The sequence below is a fragment of the Psychroserpens burtonensis DSM 12212 genome, from assembly GCF_000425305.1.
Lineage (GTDB): Bacteria > Bacteroidota > Bacteroidia > Flavobacteriales > Flavobacteriaceae > Psychroserpens > Psychroserpens burtonensis.
Genome location: NZ_AUDE01000006.1, coordinates 245,978 through 265,020, shown reverse-complemented (window position 1 = coordinate 265,020; position 19,043 = coordinate 245,978). Strand labels below are relative to the sequence as shown.

The 19,043-nt window shown below is 33.3% G+C and carries 16 protein-coding genes; 6 read left to right on the top strand and 10 right to left on the bottom strand.

Features of this window, described 5'->3' with window-relative positions:
- The first annotated feature begins 411 nt into the window (after nt 1-411).
- Complete coding sequence (locus H593_RS0102705) at nt 412-714, top strand: hypothetical protein (RefSeq protein WP_028871007.1); 303 nt, start codon at nt 412-414, stop codon at nt 712-714.
- 13 nt (nt 715-727) lie between these two features.
- Here H593_RS0102705 and H593_RS0102700 read toward each other — a convergent pair whose 3' ends face one another.
- On the bottom strand, nt 728-2,035 hold the full coding sequence (locus tag H593_RS0102700) for a dipeptidase (protein WP_028871006.1): 1,308 nt from the start codon (nt 2,033-2,035) through the stop codon (nt 728-730).
- Between the two features lie 52 nt (nt 2,036-2,087).
- Here H593_RS0102700 and H593_RS0102695 point away from each other — a divergent pair, with 52 nt between their 5' ends.
- Entirely contained in the window at nt 2,088-2,519 is a 432-nt protein-coding gene (locus H593_RS0102695) for a 3D domain-containing protein (protein WP_051229600.1), read from the top strand.
- A gap of 30 nt (nt 2,520-2,549) precedes the next feature.
- Here H593_RS0102695 and H593_RS18400 read toward each other — a convergent pair whose 3' ends face one another.
- Nucleotides 2,550-3,098: an ExbD/TolR family protein gene (locus tag H593_RS18400; protein ID WP_245584998.1), complete on the bottom strand. Its 549-nt coding sequence runs from the start codon at nt 3,096-3,098 to the stop codon at nt 2,550-2,552.
- 790 nt (nt 3,099-3,888) lie between these two features.
- Between H593_RS18400 and H593_RS0102685 the strand changes: the two genes are divergently transcribed.
- Together H593_RS0102685 and H593_RS19840 are read left to right on the top strand one after the other, a co-directional pair.
- Nucleotides 3,889-5,403, top strand: a complete 1,515-nt coding sequence (locus H593_RS0102685) for a DEAD/DEAH box helicase (RefSeq protein WP_028871004.1) — start codon at nt 3,889-3,891, stop codon at nt 5,401-5,403.
- An 87-nt stretch (nt 5,404-5,490) separates the two neighbouring features.
- On the top strand, nt 5,491-6,207 hold the full coding sequence (locus H593_RS19840) for a hypothetical protein (RefSeq protein ID WP_051229599.1): 717 nt from the start codon (nt 5,491-5,493) through the stop codon (nt 6,205-6,207).
- Here the strand turns inward: H593_RS19840 and H593_RS0102675 are convergent.
- From H593_RS0102675 to H593_RS0102660, 4 genes are read right to left on the bottom strand one after another with little or no spacing between them, the layout of a single operon-like run.
- Nucleotides 6,204-7,607, bottom strand: a complete 1,404-nt coding sequence (locus H593_RS0102675) for a TolC family protein (RefSeq protein WP_028871003.1) — start codon at nt 7,605-7,607, stop codon at nt 6,204-6,206. The genes H593_RS19840 and H593_RS0102675 overlap by 4 nt on opposite strands.
- Nucleotides 7,608-7,609: 2 nt before the next feature.
- Nucleotides 7,610-8,962: an HlyD family secretion protein gene (locus H593_RS0102670; protein WP_028871002.1), complete on the bottom strand. Its 1,353-nt coding sequence runs from the start codon at nt 8,960-8,962 to the stop codon at nt 7,610-7,612.
- Nucleotides 8,963-8,966: 4 nt separating this feature from the next.
- Nucleotides 8,967-10,631 (bottom strand): peptidase domain-containing ABC transporter, encoded by a 1,665-nt coding sequence (locus H593_RS0102665; protein WP_028871001.1) that lies wholly within the window; start codon nt 10,629-10,631, stop codon nt 8,967-8,969.
- Nucleotides 10,631-11,308 carry a TetR/AcrR family transcriptional regulator gene (locus H593_RS0102660; protein ID WP_028871000.1) on the bottom strand — a complete coding sequence of 226 codons (678 nt, stop codon included), beginning with the start codon at nt 11,306-11,308 and terminating at the stop codon, nt 10,631-10,633. The genes H593_RS0102665 and H593_RS0102660 overlap by 1 nt, the downstream gene beginning before the upstream one ends.
- 166 nt (nt 11,309-11,474) lie before the next feature.
- On the opposite strand from H593_RS0102660, the gene H593_RS0102655 reads away from it, so the two are divergent.
- Entirely contained in the window at nt 11,475-11,936 is a 462-nt protein-coding gene (locus H593_RS0102655) for a cold-shock protein (protein ID WP_028870999.1), read from the top strand.
- A gap of 81 nt (nt 11,937-12,017) precedes the next feature.
- Here H593_RS0102655 and H593_RS0102650 read toward each other — a convergent pair whose 3' ends face one another.
- From H593_RS0102650 to aroB, 4 genes are all read right to left on the bottom strand, one after another.
- Nucleotides 12,018-12,590 carry a pseudouridine synthase gene (locus H593_RS0102650; RefSeq protein WP_028870998.1) on the bottom strand — a complete coding sequence of 191 codons (573 nt, stop codon included), beginning with the start codon at nt 12,588-12,590 and terminating at the stop codon, nt 12,018-12,020.
- 1 nt (nt 12,591) lies between these two features.
- Entirely contained in the window at nt 12,592-14,910 is a 2,319-nt protein-coding gene (locus H593_RS0102645) for a type IA DNA topoisomerase (protein WP_028870997.1), read from the bottom strand.
- 148 nt (nt 14,911-15,058) lie between these two features.
- On the bottom strand, nt 15,059-16,234 hold the full coding sequence (locus H593_RS0102640; protein WP_028870996.1) for a DmpA family aminopeptidase: 1,176 nt from the start codon (nt 16,232-16,234) through the stop codon (nt 15,059-15,061).
- A 476-nt stretch (nt 16,235-16,710) separates the two neighbouring features.
- A complete protein-coding gene (gene aroB / locus H593_RS0102635; protein ID WP_028870995.1) occupies nt 16,711-17,778 on the bottom strand; it encodes a 3-dehydroquinate synthase in 1,068 nt (355 codons plus the stop codon).
- A gap of 71 nt (nt 17,779-17,849) precedes the next feature.
- Here aroB and H593_RS0102630 point away from each other — a divergent pair, with 71 nt between their 5' ends.
- Nucleotides 17,850-19,022, top strand: a complete 1,173-nt coding sequence (locus H593_RS0102630) for a proline dehydrogenase family protein (protein ID WP_028870994.1) — start codon at nt 17,850-17,852, stop codon at nt 19,020-19,022.
- Nucleotides 19,023-19,043: the final 21 nt, after the last annotated feature.

The following is a 19,043-nucleotide window of genomic DNA, read 5'->3' as shown; positions in this document are numbered from 1 at the left end:
GTACAAACTGAATCGCAGATACTTTGGTGATAAAATATTTGATAGGCTTGTAATTGCTAATATTACTGGATTATGATGTTTTACGGATATACAGTCTTGTAATATTCTTTGTATTATTTACAAATTATATAGAATTTAGTTATGTGTTAATATTTATAATTCACAGTCTTTTTATTTTAACATTCCTTAGTTTTATGTGGTTAAAATTGCTTAGCATAAAAATGGAAAAAATTGGAGAAACCATATTAATATTGATTTTCGGACTTTTTGCTTTATGGACGTGGATTCCTAATAAAAAGGAATTAAAAACCATGACAAACAAATAGCGTAGTTTACTGATGTTGATTATTTAAAGGTTTCGTTTAAATACTTTTATCTAATAGAATTATTAAAAGTGCATAGCGTAAAACAATGAACCCAAACAAAAACTCAAACAAATCCTTTCAATTCGCAATCATCACTATTGTGTGTTTTGGGGTGTTTATTGTGTTTCAAGTGCTCGCTGCGCGTGATGACATTTCCGAAGAAACCTATACCTATGCAAGTAGCTTTTTTGTGTCTTTGGTTTTTGTAGCAGCAATAGCGAGTTTTGTATCTAGCATAAAAGGGTTAAAAGAGCCAATTTCAGTAAAAAAAATAATTGGATTATCCGTGAATGCTCTTCTGATTCTGTTGTTAATAGCTGTTATTGTTGCTAACGTGATGGATTTTTAAAAGCACATTTTTTTTAAGATTGCATGTTAGCCAAAGCCTGAACGTCATCCAGAACTCTTAACAAATTCCCACTCCAAAGCATTTCGATTTCGGTTTCGTTGTAACCACGCTTAACCAATTCTAAGGTTACATTAAAGGTTTCTGAAGCATCACTCCAGCCTTCAACACCTCCGCCACCATCAAAATCACTACTAATTCCAACATGTTTGAGACCTATTTTTTTAACTAAATAATCAATATGGTCTACAAAATCTGATACATTTACTTTAGCAGGAAACTCAGTCATTTTACTCGCTTTTTCATCAGCTAGTGTTATGATTTCACCTCGAATATCATAGAATACTTCTTTATCTTCATCAGATAATGTTTTCATGTCTTCCCAATCATACCATGTTGCTCCTAATGATGCAGCAACATCTTCTCGAATTGATTTTATAGCGTCATTTCTGGCATCGTTCTTTTCAGTATTAATATAGGTTTGAAATGCTACAGTTTGCACGACACCCCCATTGTCTTTCATCCATTCTAATTGTTCATCATCCAAATTTCTGCTATGATTACATAGGGCTCTAGCCGAAGAATGCGATGCAATAATTGGTGCTTTACTCAGTTCTATCATTTGTTTCATTGATTCTTTTGAAGGATGGGACACGTCTATCATCATACCTAAACGGTTCATTTCTTTAACCACGTCTTTTCCTAAATCACTTAATCCATTATGAAGCCAAACATCGTCTTCTTCACCAGTATTACTATCACATAATTGACTATGACCATTGTGAGATAATGACATATAACGTGCGCCAAGATTATAAAATTTCTCTACATTAGAGATGTCTGTTCCTACAGAATATCCGTTTTCTATCCCTATCATCGCCACTTTTTTACCGCTTTTTGAAATACGATGCACATCCTCAGAGTTTAAAGCCAACTCAATTTGATCTGGAGCAATATCTTCGACTAATTTATGAATGGCATGAAACTTAGACATGGCATTTTTGTATGCTTTTTCATAGCCCTCATTGGTTAACGTATCTTGTCCAGTGTATACAATAAACCAAGCGACATCTAGTCCTCCAACTTTCATTTTTGGTAAATTAACCTGAGATTCTAAGTTTTGAGTATAATTGATAGAATTTGTGAAATTTTTTATATTTATATCACAATGCGTATCTAAAGTGATCACACGCTCATGGATGCCTTTAGCGCGCTCTAAAAGAGCTATAGAATCATTGGTTGATGTATCATTATTAGATTTAGTATCATTTTTACAAGAGGTGGCCATAATTAAAATGAATAAGGAAAAAAAGATAGATTTCATAAAAGTTAGATTTCGTTTTGATTGTGAATTTACAAAATCTTATATTTAATATATGAATTCAAGGACTACAAATATATGTTTTGCAATATTCATGCTAGGTTTCGTTGTTTTTAGTTGCCAGAAAACAGAACGAAATCCTTATGAATGGAAAACAATTAAGGTGACTGCTACTGCTTTTAATTCCCTAGAATATCAAACGAGTTCTAATCCGCATATCACAGCTTTTGGTGATAGTTTAAAACCAGGACTAAAATATATTGCAGTGTCTAGAGATTTACTAAAAAACGGACTGAGCCATAATACCTTGGTGAAAGTTGAGGGCTTGAATGGTACGTATTTGGTCAAAGACAAAATGAACAAGAGATTTAGAAATAAGATTGACGTTTACATGGGCACTGATGTTAAGTCTGCAAATAAATGGGGTAGACGCAAAGTTAACATCAGTTATAGAATTGAAATTGAGATCGAAAAGGATTCGATTTAAACCCAATAATTTTAGTCCTTAATTTCTGCTTCAGACAAAATAAAGGGATGCGCTTTTTTTTACCGTTTGTAGTTCTTCTATAGTTAGTTTATGAGATGGTTTTTTTAAAGTGGTTGTTGCATAATCACTTCGTAATTCATAATAGGCTTTAGTTATTTCATCTTGAACTTTAATATAGAAATCATATGACGTTTCTTGATTGTTTGCTAAAAAGACTACTCCTTTTTTAGGGGTGTCAGATAGGTTCTTATTTTTTAAACCCACACAATAATCACAAGAGCCATCACCATTATTATTTAAGAATACTTTTGTAATGTCTTTAAGTTCGTCAATAGAAATAATCTCATTTTCTACGAGTAATTCGTCTTTAGCATTGATTTTGACTTCTAGAATGTTACGTTGACTAATTGGTTCACCTGTACAATCTGTATTTGGCGCACACGGAGGTGGTAATTTTCTATTAATTCCTTTAGCATTGGGTATAACTGCTGTTACTAAAAAAAAAATAAGGAGTAAAAATGCGATGTCTGCCATGGATCCTGCATTGACTTCTGGGTAATCTCCTCTTGAACTTTTCATAATAGTGAGTGTTTATATCCCAAATGCTTTTCAGTACGAAAGATGGTTAATAATAGAAATGAAGACTCAAAAACAATACCACAAAATAGTGTAAACGCATAAAGACCAGCATACTAAATGTTTGCTGGTCTATTTGGATTATGTATTGAAATTCATTTCAATACAGATTTTGATTGATGACTAATTTACTTTTACAGATTACGTAACGTGTCTAAATCGTCACTAGTTGTGTGTGATGTGTTGATAATTCTAGTTAATACCCTCATGGTAGATTGATTTTTAGATTGATGAATTGAAATAGATTTATGATCTATAGCGTCTTTTTTGGTTCCAAGTAAAAATTCGTGTTTCGATTGATCTACTTGTTAATTGATTACTGTTTAGTGTTCTCATGATTTTTAATTTTTTGATACCGAAATAAGTTCAGTACAGATTGATAAATGATTGATGCCTATTTAATCGCTACAGACTAATTATCTATAACGTCTCTTTTTATTCCAAGTATAAATTCTTGTTTCAGTTATTGTACTTGTTAATTGATTTTTGTTTAAAGTTCTCATACTAATTGGTTTTAATACTAAAATTAATTTAGCATATATGATTGATGTTATACTTACAAGACGATAGATAAATAGATTTGTTACAGTACTAGGCATTACAAAGTAGTTATTTAACATATTTTAACATAAATAGGAGCATATTTCTTTTCAATTGTTGTGAACATTATGCCTTGATAACCTTGTAATAACTTAATTTTGTGAGAATTTTTTTTTCAGAAGCTATTAATTGTATGTCCGAAAGTCTCCAAGTATCGTCAAAAAAAGAAACGAAAAAGCGTCTCTATGACTATCAAATTGCCGATTTAAAGCGCATTTTTGAAGTATTTGATGCTGCACCTAATAATTATAACTTATTATATCAATTGCCGACAGGTGGTGGTAAAACGGTTATTTTTTCTGAAATCGTTAGACAATATATAAAAAAGCACAAAAAGAAGGTTGTTATTTTAACGCATCGTATAGAGTTGTGCAAGCAAACGTCTAAGGTTTTAAATAATTTTGGTGTCAATAACAAAATCATCAATAGTAAAGTAAAGGAATTACCAGACCAAGATCAGTATAAATGTTTTGTGGCAATGGTAGAAACGCTTAATAATCGGCTTAATGATGGAAAATTAAATCTTGAGGATATTGGTTTAGTAATTATTGATGAAGCGCATTATAACTCATTTAGAAAGTTATTTGGGTTTTTCGAAAACTGCTTTATATTAGGGGTTACTGCAACACCTTTGAGTAGTAATATTAAGCTACCCATGAAAGATAATTACAAAGAATTAATTGTTGGTGATAATATTTCGACCTTAATAAAAAATGGTTTTTTAGCATCTGCGGAAATATACAACTACGATGTATCGCTTAATTCATTAAAGATTGGTATTAACGGGGATTATACAGTAAAATCTTCTGAAGCATTATATACGAATTCAGCAATGCAAGGCAAATTATTATTTGCCTATGAGGAGCTCTGTAAAGGAAAAAAAACGCTTATATTTAATAACGGGATTAACACCTCTAAAGAAGTCTACTATACATTTCAACGTGCTGGATATGACGTACGACATTTGGATAATACCTGCAACAAACAAGAACGTAAGGATATTTTAAAATGGTTTAAAAATACACCAGGCGGAATTTTATCGTCTGTAAGTATTTTAACTACAGGTTTTGATGAGCCTTCTGTAGAGTCTATAATCTTGAATCGTGCTACGCGATCACTGACGCTATATTTTCAGATGATTGGAAGAGGGTCAAGGGTTCGTGGTGATAAAAACACATTTAAAGTTATAGATTTAGGAAATAATGCAATTCGATTTGGGCCGTGGAGTCAGCCAGTAGATTGGCAACATATTTTTAAGAACCCAGATTTTTACTTAGAGAATCTTCGTCATGATGAAGACATTGAACGTGAATTTGTATACGCAATGCCAGACTCACTTAAAAAGCGTTTTAAGAAAAATCCAAATGATGATTTTGATATTAAAGCAGAGTATAAAAAGGTCACTCGAGAAGGTAAAAAGTCAATGCAAGCTATAGAAAATAGTATTGCTCAACACTCTAAACTTGTTATTGCAAATAGTGAAGATGTGTTTGAAGCTAGAGCACTTTCTAAGTTATTACACGATGATATTTGTTATCGAATCAAACAATACTGTTACTGTATCATGAACAGCACTAAAAATTATAAGGAATGGTTGTTAGAGGAGTATACCCGTAAACTTCGTTTGAGTTTCAACGGAAAGTTTTAACGTATTATTTAAATATTAAAGCTTTAAACATGTTACTTTTGAAACTAGGTATAGTTTTTGAATTGGCCATGTCAAACTATTTTAACGATGAAACACAAGATCATCTTATTACTTTTTTATTTTTTCGCGTTGCAAACCTTTGCGCAACCCGATAATAGCGAAAAAAAATCAATAAAAATTCCCGCAAAAGAAACAGAAAAAAAGGATACAACTTCTGTAAAATTAGATATTAAGCCTAACTCTAAAATAGGTATTACCAAAATCAAAAAAAATATTTCAGGAATTACTATTCCTAACGAAAGTAAAGTTTCAATAACGAAGCCTAAGAAAGAATTTTCTATGATTGACGACAACGGGTTACTAAATCCTGGAGAAATGTTTGAGAAACGTTTTAATAAAGTCGCAGTAGAACAAGGACTCAAAATTGAGACCATGGCAGATGTCTTTCTAGGCGAAATAAGAAGTAATGGAGCCTTTGTGAGAATTGTTTGTCGAGATCATGAATTTCCAGATGGAGATATGGTTCAAGTTAAAGTAAATGATAATATTATTATTCCAAGATTAGTTTTAACAGGAGGCTATAAAGGATTTAATGTGAATTTAAGTGTAGGTAGTAATAAAATTGAATTTCTCGCTTTAAATCAAGGGGACTCTGGACCTAATACTGCAGAGTTTATTGTCTATGATGATAACGGTAATTTAGTGTCTTCAAAAAAATGGAATCTTCTCACAGGTGTAAAAGCTACAGTAATGGTTCTTAAAGATGCCAATCCAATTACAGAAAAAATTCCTAAACAGAATTAAAGGTTTTCTAAATCTCTGGACAAACTATTAAATAGTTTTGCTTTTGCTTTCAAATATTTATTTTGAAGTTCTATAGCTTTCAATTGATTATCAATTAAACTCTTCTCTCTAGAATTAATTAGAAATAACGAACTTTCACCAAAACTAAATTTGCGCTCTTCAGCATTAAGCATTGTTGCATAATCTTTAACAATATCTTCTATAAGATCATTTTGAGTTTCAAAAGATTCTAATTCTCTATAAATTGCCAATACTTTATTTTGAATCGTAATTTTAGCATTACTAATATCAAAACGTGCATCTTGAAGTTTAAACTTAGCGAGTCTTAAATCACCGCGTTCTTTTCGAAGAAAAAGTGGAAAGGCAATACTAAACCCGCCTTTATATTGATTAGTATTAAACGATCGTGCGATATCTGCATCTTGGGTTAAGAAATTATACTGTATGTCTATCTTAGGTAGTAATTTATTAGCTTTTAGGCGCTTATCAACTTCTAAGCCTTGAAATTTATAATTTAGAGAGCGTAGTTTTGGGTGGTTTTCTAAAACAAACGCAACAAGCGGTACTCCCGAAATCTCCAACACATCATCAACAGAGTCTTCAATAAAAGCATCAGGAATGACGTTGGGTTGCAATTCTATAGGAATATCATCATTAAGCCACAAATAGGTTGACAATTCTAATGTCGCTTTCATTACTTTTACTCTAGCTTGTTCTAAGCCTAGCGTTCTGTTTTTTACTGTAATTCCCGCTTCAATAGAGTCAATTGCTGCTTTATCACCATTCTCTGCACTTAATTTAACCCCTTTAAATCTGATTTTTGAATTCTCTAAAAACTGCTCGTAAATTCTCGTTTCGTTATAAGCTTGTAGCCAATTAAAGTAGGCCAGAGAAGCATCAAATAATATTTGATTGACAAGGATTTCTCGATCTGCAACGGTTTGCTCTCTAAAAAACTTGGCTTTTCTTAAATCTGCCATGCGCTGATTAATAAAGAACCCTTGCCCTAAGGATGCCGAAATTCCTGCACTATACAATCCGTCATTAGGAACATCTGCCTGCGGATTTAAAAAAACACCCTCATTTTGCTCAAAGTTTCCTTTAAGCTCAATGCCATACCAAGTTGGGACTTTAAATGTCGCATTTAACTGGTCAAAATATTCTATGTTTTTAAACTTTTTACGTTCGTTATCTACTTCAATCTTAGGGTCAAATGCACCACGAGCTTTCATCAAATTTGCCTGACCAATTTGTATTGTCAATTCTGCTTGCTTAGCTATGGGATGAAATTTTTTCACATATCCTAAATACTCACTAAAACTTAACGTGATTGAATCCTGTGTTTGCGCAAATGACAACGACGTGATAAATACAACGATTAATGTTATATATGTATTCATTTTTATTGATCTTTTTTGGTTGTAGTGCCATCTTCTGGCTGATAATAATTTGGTGGAAACCCGTTAAGGTTTCGCCATAATTCAAACCATATTGGTACATCTTCTAAAAGTGCAATTGTTTTTGCGCCAGAGCCCACTCGTATTGCTTCAGGCCACTCATGATCTGTTTCATCTGGTGCTAATAGGATTCTAAATTTCCCGTTTTCACTAATAAAATTTTCTATGGCAACGACTTTTGCGCCATACGTTCCGTAGGAAACATTAGGCCAGCCACTAAAAATAATTGCAGGCCAGCCATCAAACTGAACACGTACTTTTTCATTGAGATGAATAAGAGGTAAATCTATAGGATTAACAAAGGTTTCTACAGCTAAATCGTAATCTGAAGGCATAATACCAACTAAACGTTGACCTTCTTTAAAGGTCTCTCCAATACCGCCTATTATGGCTTTATTGATGTAACCATTTTGTGGTGCTTTGATGTAGTACATATCATTGCGAATTTCATAGCTTGTAAAGTCACTTTCTAGCTTTGTGACTTGAGCTTCGGCATCAAAACCGTTAGACTCTGCTGTAAATTTATCACTTTGTGCTTTTGATATTTTCTCGGCATATTCGGCTCTCACTCGATTAATCTCAACCTTGGCATTAATCACTTCATTTTTAGCAACTAAAAATTTATTCTCTTGTGATATACGTTTAGCTTGTTTCTCTTGAAATTTTGAACGCTTTTCTTCTAATTCTGTTAACGATTTCAAATCTTCGTCATACAGATTTTGTATGGCTCCAATCTGTCTTTCAGCAATACTTAAATCAATTATGACTGCTACCAAATCATTACTATCGCTTTGTACTTTTAATTTAGATTGTAATAATTTATTTTCAGCTTGCTCTAATTTTAATTGACGCTCTCTGCTCAATGCACCTATTTGGTTGTTAAGCGCATTAACTTTAAATCCATAGGAATTCACAGAGGCCTCTTTTGCTTTTATTTGTTGACCTGTTCTATTCACAAGATCAGGATCAAAGTATTCGTTTTTCACTTCGGAAATGAATAATATCGTATCTCCCTTCTTTACAAAATCACCTTCTCTAACATGCCATTTTTCTATTCGCCCTGGAATAGGAGACTGTATCGTTTGTGGTCTTTGATCTGGTGTTAATGTTGTCACTCTACCGCGGCTATTTATGTTTTGCGTCCATGGTAAAAACATAATTATAAAAACAACTATAGCAAAGGCCTTTAAGAAACGATTAAAATGTTTAAAATGTCTTTTATGAAATACTTTTTGAGCTGATTTATATTTTGATAAATCAATTTTTGTATTTAATTTATTATTTGAAATGTTTAGCATAATCTTAAAGGTTTGATACTATTTTACCTTGTTCTAAATTTACAATTCTTGTACAACTCGTTTTCCAGTCCATATTGTAGCTCACTACGACTAACGACCAAGGATTGTTTTTATGTGTCAAAAATTCCATAATACTTTTAGCTTCTAATTTTTCAAATTGATCTAAAGGATCTTTAAGTAATAATAATTTAGGTTTTTTAAGTATGCTTCTGGCCAATATTATTTTTTTAGATACCGTATAAGATAGTCTTTTTCCTTCGGGAGATAGCATAGTATTCAAACCTTTGGCTTGAGATTTTACAAAATTTACTAGTTTTATTTTTTCTAAAACGTAATCAATTTCGTCATCAGTAATAGTTAGATTCCCAAAGGTTAAGTTCTCTCTTATAGTGCCTTCAAAAGGAGATTCTTCTGGTAAGGATTGTCCAATAAGTGCTCTATAATCATTTAATTTAATACCTTGTATGGCAACGTCATTAACGTAAATCACACCAGAAGTAGGTTGGTTTATACCAGCTATTAATTTTAATAATGTTGTTTTTCCTGAGCCATGAGATCCATGAATCATAATGCGATCTTTAGTATCAATTTTTAGGGATATGCCATCAATTATTGGTCTCATCACATCAGGAACCTTATAACTTAAATCCTCTAGTTCTAATTTAAATGACTTTGTCTCACTTATGCTTCCGCCATCTTGTGGCTCTAATTCTTTATCAACAACTTGTCCTAGTTTCTCAATAGATGTTAAGACATCATAAAATGATTCTAGACCTAAGATTAATTTTTCAACAGAATTAATAACTAAAAGTATAATGATTTCCGCAGCGACAAATTGACCAATGTTCATTTCTTGACTCAATACTAGAAAACCACCAATAACCAATAATCCTGCTGTTACAAGAATCTTGAAACCTATGAGTTTAATAAACTGTTGCACTAAGACTCTAAAGTGACTTTCACGAGCATCAAGATAATTAGAGACAAGCTCATCATTTTTTTGAAGCGCTAAATTGGTTCTACCAGACAATTTAAAGCTTAAGATAGATCGTGCGACTTCTTGAATCCAGTGCGCTACTTTATATTTTTGTTTGGACTCATCTAAACTAGTATCCAAACCTCTTTGAGCAGAATATTTGAATACGATGTAAATTAAGAGGATGAGTAAAATTCCATAGATAATAAAAAAGGGGTGATAAAAAGAAAGGAGCATCAATCCAAAAATAATTTGGAGCAGAGCAGCGGGAAAATCAATCAATATTTTTGATAATCCTTTTTGTACAGTTAGTGTATCAAAAAAACGGTTTGCTAATTCTGGCGGATAATAATTACGCAATTCGCTCATTTTCATCTTCGGAAATCGGTAAGCAAATTCAAACGATGATCTTGTGAATATTTTTTGCTGCACATTCTCAATAATACGCATTTGCATGAGTTGAAGTACACCAACAAATGCCACTCCAATCGTTACTAAAATAACGAGTACGATCCAAGAACTACTTATCTGAGCACCTTGGATAAGATTGATAATTGCTTGAATGCCTAAAGGAAGTGATAAGTTCACTACCCCAGCAAAAATGGCATAATAAAATACTTGTCTGATGTCTTTTCTATCTAATTTTAAAAGTCCAACTAGGCGTTGCCAAGAAGTTAAAATTGTTTTAGTCATTAGTTGTTTTTTAAGGCATTTGATACTAAATGTTTGAAATAATCTGAAGGTTGCGTATGCTCATCACAATCTGTTAATGACTTGAAATGATCTATTAAAAAATGTTGATGAAGGGCACCTTCAATAACAGTACTAGCCAGGCTATGTGGAAACTTATACGAAGAGTCTACCTCAATAATCAAATCATGTAATCGGCTTACCAAGCGTTTATAAATTGAAAAATAACCGTCCTTGTTTTCATCGTCAACTTCTTTGGTTAAATAAGATTTAGAATATTCATTGATAACAACACGACTTAAAATTACTTCATCTATATGAGAAAATATTGAATCAGACTCAATAGTTCTCGTTAAAACATTAATAGCTCTTTCTAATTTGACATTAGCATCAGATATATTAATGATAGAAAAAACCAACTGATATTCTAGCCAAGCCCAATACCAAGATGTTAAATAAAGTAGGAGTTTATGTTTACTGTCAAAATATCTATAAATTGAGCTCTCATTAGATCCAATAATAGCTCCTAATTTTTTAAAGGTGAAGCTGTCAAAGCCAATTTCATTAATAAGTTTGATACTATGCTCAATAATTCGCTTACCTAAATCTGAAGATTGAGGATCCTTTAAATAAATCTTATAATTGATATCAATTTTAAGATTTGAAAGTAAATTGTTCATGTCAAAATTATTTACCCGCAAATATAATAGTAAGACTATTAAAAAAATATATTTTAACGTTTGTTAACTATATTATTTAATGATTTTGATAAATTCACAGATATAGCGTATCTTTGACAAACAAATTTTTAAACACTACATTTAAAAACAACACAGAATATAAAGAATGGCAAAGTCGCAACAGACATTTAGTAAAAGTGAAAAAGAAAAGAAACGCTTAAAAAAGCGTGAGGATAAGCGTAAAAAAATGGACGCGCGTAAGAATGAGAAAGATGAAAATGGAGGAGCAGGTAGCATCCCATTTGCTTACGTCGATCAGTTTGGAAATCTAACAGATACTCCACCAGATCCAGCTGACAAAGTTAAGGTCAAGGCAAAAAACATCGTTCTAGGTGTGCCTAAGAAAGAAGATATCGAAGAAGAAGAATACGATCCAATTAGAAAAGGAAAAGTATCTTTCTTTGATCACTCCAAAGGTTTTGGTTTCATTATTGATACTGACGACCAAGAAAAATACTTTTGTCACGTTAGTGGATTAATTGACGAGATAAACGAAAACGACAAAGTACAGTTTGAATTAGAGAAAGGGAATCGCGGAATGAATGCGGTTCGTGTGAAAGTAATTTAAATGCTGTATTAAACATATGATTACATATTGTAGTTAATATTATTAAAAGTCAAGATTGATTATTTTCAATGTTGACTTTTTTTATACAATAGCTTCTAATTCTTTAACGGTTCCCATTTTTAAACCGTCTAAAGTGATTTTTCCAATACGAACTCTAACCAATCGCAAGGTTGGAAAACCAACTACAGCAGTCATTTTTCGGACTTGTCTAAACTTACCTTGGTTAATAGTTAACGAGATCCATGTGGTTTTTCCATGGCGTTCATCACGAATTTTTTTGACACGTTTAGGGAAGTTTGGGAAACTCTCTAATTGAATAGCTTTACAAGGTTTCGTTTGATATGTTTCGCTTTGATGACTAATTGTAACACCGTTTTGCAATTGAATTAAAGCTTCTGATGTGATCTCACCATCTACTTGCACATAATATTCTTTATCTGTTTTTGAACTTGTAATTTCATAACTAACTTTACCGTTAGTTGTTAATAGAAGTAGGCCCTCTGAGTCTTTATCTAGCCTGCCAATTGCCATTGTGCCTTCTGGAAAATCATGTAATTCTCCTAAAAACTTCTTGTTTATTTCATGTTTGGCATTGGTTTGAAACTGACTCAAATACCCAAAAGGTTTAAAGAGTTTGAAATGATGGTGCTCCATACTAGTTACCGCCTTTTAAAATAGAATAAACGAGTTCCTTAGTGAGTTTTCTGTCTTTTGTTTTTTCTCTAATCGTATCAAATGTCATTTTGAAATCACAACCTGTTTTGTAATGACTGCAACCATAAGCTGTTTTGCCTTTAATAATGTTTCCTTTGCTACATTTCGGGCAATTAATCGCATCTGATTTTTGTACTTGTTTATTTTCTTCGGAAATTTTAGTCTTTCCTTTTTTCGCTTCTAAAACCAGTTTAAAGCTATCACCAAAACGCAATAAACCTTCGGTAGTTTCAGTTCCCGAAGTGAAACCCTTTAAATTTACGGTTGACCCTTTTTGTAACAGTCTGATGAATTGCTTTTCAGATATTTTTTTTCCAAAGTTTTCAAAAGGCAATACAAAATGACAGCCAGCTTTAAAGTGGCTACAACCATAAGCCGATTTCCCTTTTAAAATAGATCCTTTTTTACATTTAGGGCATATTTCCGAAGTAATACCAGTAGTAACTTTAGTTTTAGCTTGTCGTTGCTTTACAACTGTAGCTTGTGATATATTGGCACGCTTGGTTTCACTGCGAACTTCATAGACCAATTCATCTACCATTTTTTTCATATTCGTAATGAAGAGACTTGCGCTATATTTACCTTTTTCTATGTCTTTAAGTTGTTTTTCCCAACGACCTGTAAGCTCAGCAGATTTCAATAATTCACTCCGTATTGTATCAATTAGCGCAATACCTGTAATGGTGGGTATGAGTTGCTTTTTATTACGCTTAATGTACTGACGCTTAAATAAGGTTTCTATGATATTTGCTCGTGTTGACGGTCTCCCAATTCCGTTTTCTTTCATTAAATCTCTGAGTTCGTCATCATCAACGTGCTTGCCTGCAGTTTCCATAGCACGCAGGAGTGAGGCTTCTGTAAATTGATTTGGTGGTTTCGTTTGTTTCTCCAAAAACGAAGGTTGGTGAGGTCCTTTTTCACCTGCTATAAATGTGGGTAAGGTATCTTTATCAAAAGCATTTGATGATAGCGACTTCCCGAATTTAAAAACAACTTTCCAACCGTCTTTTAAAATCTCTTTCCCAGTGGTTTTAAAATTAACATCTGCAGCTTTTCCAATAACGGTTGTATTTGAAACATCGCAATCTGGATAGAAAACAGCTATAAAGCGTTTGACGATAATATCATAAACCTGCTGTTGGTTGTATTGCAGGTTGATCTGTATTCCTGTTGGGATAATGGCATGGTGATCGGTAACTTTTTTGTCATTAAATACTTTGGCCGATTTCTTTGTTTTTTTGCCTAAAAGAGGTTGTGTTAACTCCGCATAATTTGTGAGTTTAGCAAGAATACCTTGGACTTTAGGATAGACATCATTTGGTAAAAACGTCGTGTCAACTCGTGGATAGGTTACTGCTTTTTGCTCATATAATTTCTGAACAATTTTTAGAGTGTCATCTGCAGAAAACCCGAACTTTGTATTACAATACACTTGTAAACCTGTAAGATCAAAAAGTTTTGGGGCGTATTCTTTTCCCTTCTTTTTTGTGGTAGAAACTATCTCAAAATCATCTTCTTTAACTTTATTAGCTAGAATTGCCCCATCTTCCATCTTGAGAAAACGACCGTCTTCATAAGTAAATAGGGTATCACGATACATGGTTTGTAATTCCCAATACGGTTGAGGCTTAAAGTTTTCAATTTCTTTAAAACGGCTGACAACCATCGCCAATGTTGGTGTTTGTACACGACCAACCGAAAGCACTTGCTTATAACCACCGTGTTTCACAGTGTATAAACGCGTTGCATTCATGCCTAAAAGCCAATCGCCAATTGCACGAGAATAGCCTGCATAGTAAAGGTTGTCGTAATCTTTAGAATCCTTGAGATTATTAAAACCTTCTTTAATAGCTTCTGTTGTTAAGGATGAAATCCAAAGGCGTTGTACCTTTCCTTTGTAATTAGCTTGATCTAAAACCCAACGCTGTATGAGTTCTCCTTCTGTACCAGCATCACCACAATTGATGACCAAATCGGCCTTATCAAACAGTGATTTGACAATTTTGAACTGCTTTTGAATACCCGAGTTGCTTACCACTTTAGTTTTAAACTTATCTGGAAGCATCGGTAAATTATTAAGATCCCAACTTTTCCAATACGGTCTGTAGTCGCTGGGTTCCATAAGTGTGCATAGGTGACCAAAGGTATAGGTCACTGCATAGCCATTGCCTTCATAGTAGCCATCACGTTTTGTGGTGGCACCAAGAACTTGCGCGATTTCTCGAGCTACGCTAGGTTTTTCGGCAATGCAGACTTTCATTTATGCAATAAATTTTGACTTATAAATAGTACTGCAAAATAGTAAATTACAGGTGTTTTTTTAGTGAGAATTGTTGCGAGTTATTAACGGTTTTTAGATTATGCAAGGCAAGGTCTTAATAATTAATTATATACGTGTTTCTATCACATTACTCTTCTAGTCGGTTGTATTTTTTTAAGATTTTAATCAGTAATTCATGCGGTATTGCATATGCCTTATTTTGATTAATGCCTTCCATAGTTTCAGCTGCTATCATGGCATTGATAATCGCTTCTTCAACGACTTGAACAGTCGCCTCAAAAACTGGCATTAGTAGATCGTTGGGCATCGATTGTACGGTTGTTGTTTCATCTCTATTAAAGGCATTTTCATTGGCTGTAGAGAAGGCTAAAAAAATATCTCCTGAACCATTGCTTCCTCGTCCGCCTACAATGCCGACTCCTAGCGGAATTCTTTGTGCAATTCTTTTTAGTTGATGGGGTAAAAGAGGTACATCTGTTGCTATAATTACTATAATTGATCCATCTCCTTCTTGTCTTCTTGATTTTGGTGGCGCATTAAATTCATAATTTAAGGTGTCTTTTAATTCAATTCCAACGGGAACACCTGCGATTGACAAGTTTCTTTTGGCTCCAAAATTAGATTGAACAATAGCTCCAACAGTATATGTTGAATCTTTTATTTTAAAAACTCTTGAAGACGTTCCTGTACCTCCTTTATAGCCTAAGCACATCATTCCTGTTCCTCCACCAACGTTTCCTTCGGCAATTTTACCACTCGTTGAATTTTCTATGGCTTCTAAAACATGTTCTTCTTTAACATGAAAACCATAGATATCATTAAGGAAGCCATCATAAGTTTCGGCAACTACAGGATAAGTGTACCACCAATCTTCTCCACTATACCAGTCTGTATCTACATACCATTTTAATACTGCATCTCTAACAACTCCAACACTATTAGTGTTTGTAATCATAATAGGTGTTTCTAAAAAACCAGATTCAGTAACCCAAGTCGTACCGGTCATTTCTCCATTGCCATTAAGACTATACCAGTTGGCATAAACTGGACTAAATTTCTTGGCTTTTCCTCTCGGAAATATGGCAGTAACTCCAGTTCTAATAGGTCCTTTGCCAACTGTGTTTTCTCCTGTTCCCGAAATAATAGTACTGTATCCTACTTCAACCCCTTGAACATCTGTAATAGCATTGAATTCACCTGTTGTACCAACAAAGGGAACCCCTAAGTCTCTTGCACGTGGTTTTTGTGCGTAAGACTGTGAGGAAATGAGTAGTACTATAAAAATTACAGATATTCTTTTCATGGTAGTTGTTTTTTAATGATTTAAAACTAATTTATGTATAGTTAGTTACGTTGGCTAGGTCTAAATTAGCAAAAGAAAACGAGTCTTAGGAAAATCTGTATCATTTTACGAGTTTACATAGACATAACAATTTACTCTACATTTTTTAAATGTGTGCTGGCTCTTAGTTTTTTATCCAAATTTTCCTCTTAAAGAACATTATATTTCCGAGTAATGCACCAAAGGCGAGTAAGACATAAATAGGTAATTTTGGAATACACAAATAAGTATTCTTAATATCAATGTTTAAACAATTTATTGGCTGAGATTGAGATATTGAATTAAACAATAAAAGAGCTAATATTAGATTAAATATTGCAATTCCCAAGAGTATTGAATAAAATAAAGTTTTGTTCATATATGAGCTTATAAGTTTGATTATAAACCCATAAACATAATATATGGTGGGTATTATATTTAGTAGATGTTTCGTGTTACTATATTTTATAATACTCAAAACTTTTAGCAATCAATTCATTATCCACTAAGCAATCAATTTTAGGTTTCCCGATGCCGTCTAGTAATACAAAGTTGATATTCCCATGCTCGTTTTTCTTATCGTATTTCAGCAAGTCAATGATTGCATCATAATCTGATGGGTTAATCGTCACAGGTTTATAGATGCTTTTTAAAGCTTTAGTAATGTATTCTAGATCTTGTTTTGGTAGGTTTAGAATTTCCGCAGAAATAAAACATTCTAAGATCATCCCAATAGCAATAGCTTCTCCATGTAATATTTCTTCCTTTTCGGGATGACTTAAAAAATAAGATTCTATAGCATGACCTAAAGTGTGACCAAAATTAAGATGTTTGCGCTCGTTTTGCTCAAATGGGTCTTTGTTAACGATGGTTTTCTTGATTTCTATAGACTGGTGAATTAGTTCGTCCAAATCGTTGAGTGTGAGTTTGGATAAATCAGTCAGTTTATCAAAATAGTTTTTATCGACGATGAGACCGTGTTTTAGCATTTCAGCTAAACCAGATTTCATTTGATTTTGAGGCAGCGTATCCAAATAAGAGGTGTCAATGATGACCATATCACCTGAGCTTATAACACCAACTTGGTTTTTTATAGCACCAAGATCTACACCAGTTTTTCCGCCAACAGATGCGTCAACCATCGCCAATAATGAGGTTGGGACATTAATGTATTTGATGCCTCTTTTAAAGGTACAAGCGACGAAGCCTCCAAGATCTGTTACGACACCACCACCAAGATTAAGCATAAGACTTTTACGATCTGCACCTAAATCTGACAACGCATTCCAAACACCAACGCAAGTATCTATGGTTTTGTTTTGCTCGCCAGCATTAATTTCTATGATTTCTATATTGATTTTGGTTTCCAATTGTGCCATAAATTTGGGTAAACAATTGTCATGTGTATTGGTGTCTACTAAAATAAAAATTTTAGAGAACTTGTTGTGTTCTATATAGTTATTAAGCTCTGTATATGCGTTTGTATTAAAATGAACGGTATATGTTTTAGTTTCAATCGAATTCATGCTGAAAATTAGTAACTTTTAATAACATATTGCCTACCGAATAATATATTTTTGCAATATATTTTTAATAGATGAATACAACCACCCTTTTTGATGATACTAATGTCGCTTTTGCACTCAAAACCGATTCACAGTTACAACGCGCTTATTTCTTATTTAAGATGATTTCTTATCAACCATTGGTGCGAGTAGGTGCTGCAGCTACAAATTTTGCACTGAAGGCAAATTTACCAGTTGAGGGATTGATACGCTCTACGGTTTTTGACCACTTTTGTGGAGGAGTGAATGAGGAAGATTGTGAACCTATTATTGATATTATGTTTACGAAAGGTGTAAGTTCTGTTTTGGATTACTCGGTAGAAGGGAAGGAAGAGGAATCTGCATTTGACGACTGTAGAGATAAAATTCTAAAAATTATTAGGTTTGCAGATGAAAAAGAAGCGATGCCAATTGTTGTTTTTAAGCCAACGGGTTTTGGACGTTTTCATTTGTATCAAAAAATAGGAGAAGGAAACGTTTTGACTCCCGATGAGCAGAAAGAATGGGACAGAGTTGTGGCCCGTTTTGATAGCGTTTGTAAGCTTGCAAAAGAGAACGATATTGAAGTTTTAATTGATGGCGAAGAAAGTTGGATGCAAGATGCAGCAGACAATCTTTGTGAAGATATGATGCGTAAATACAATACGACAAAGCCTATTGTTTATAATACCTTACAGACTTATCGTTGGGATAGAGTAGACTATTTAAAGTCACTTCATGAGCGTGCCAAGGCAGGTAGTTTTAAAATTGGTTTTAAAATCGTGCGTGGTGCTTACATGGAAAAAGAGCGCAATAGGGCAGAAAAGAAGGGGTATAAGTCACCTATTTGTGATAACAAACAAGTTACAGATGAGAATTTTGATGCGTGTATGACGTACATATTAAATAATTTAAATGACATTTCCCTTTTTATAGGCACTCATAACGAACAGAGTTGTTATCTCGCTATGAAAATGATGGCAGATATGGGAATTGATAAAACAGATAATAATGTTTGGTTTGGACAGCTTTACGGGATGAGTGATAATATAAGCTTCAATCTTGCAGAACAAGGATATAACGTTGCTAAATATGTCCCTTTTGGGCCTGTAAAGGATGTGATGCCTTACCTAATTAGGCGTGCAGAAGAAAATACGTCTGTCGCCGGACAAACCAGCAGAGAACTAAATCTGATAAAACAGGAAAACAAACGACGCAAACTTTAGGTATAAAAATCTGCAAAATTA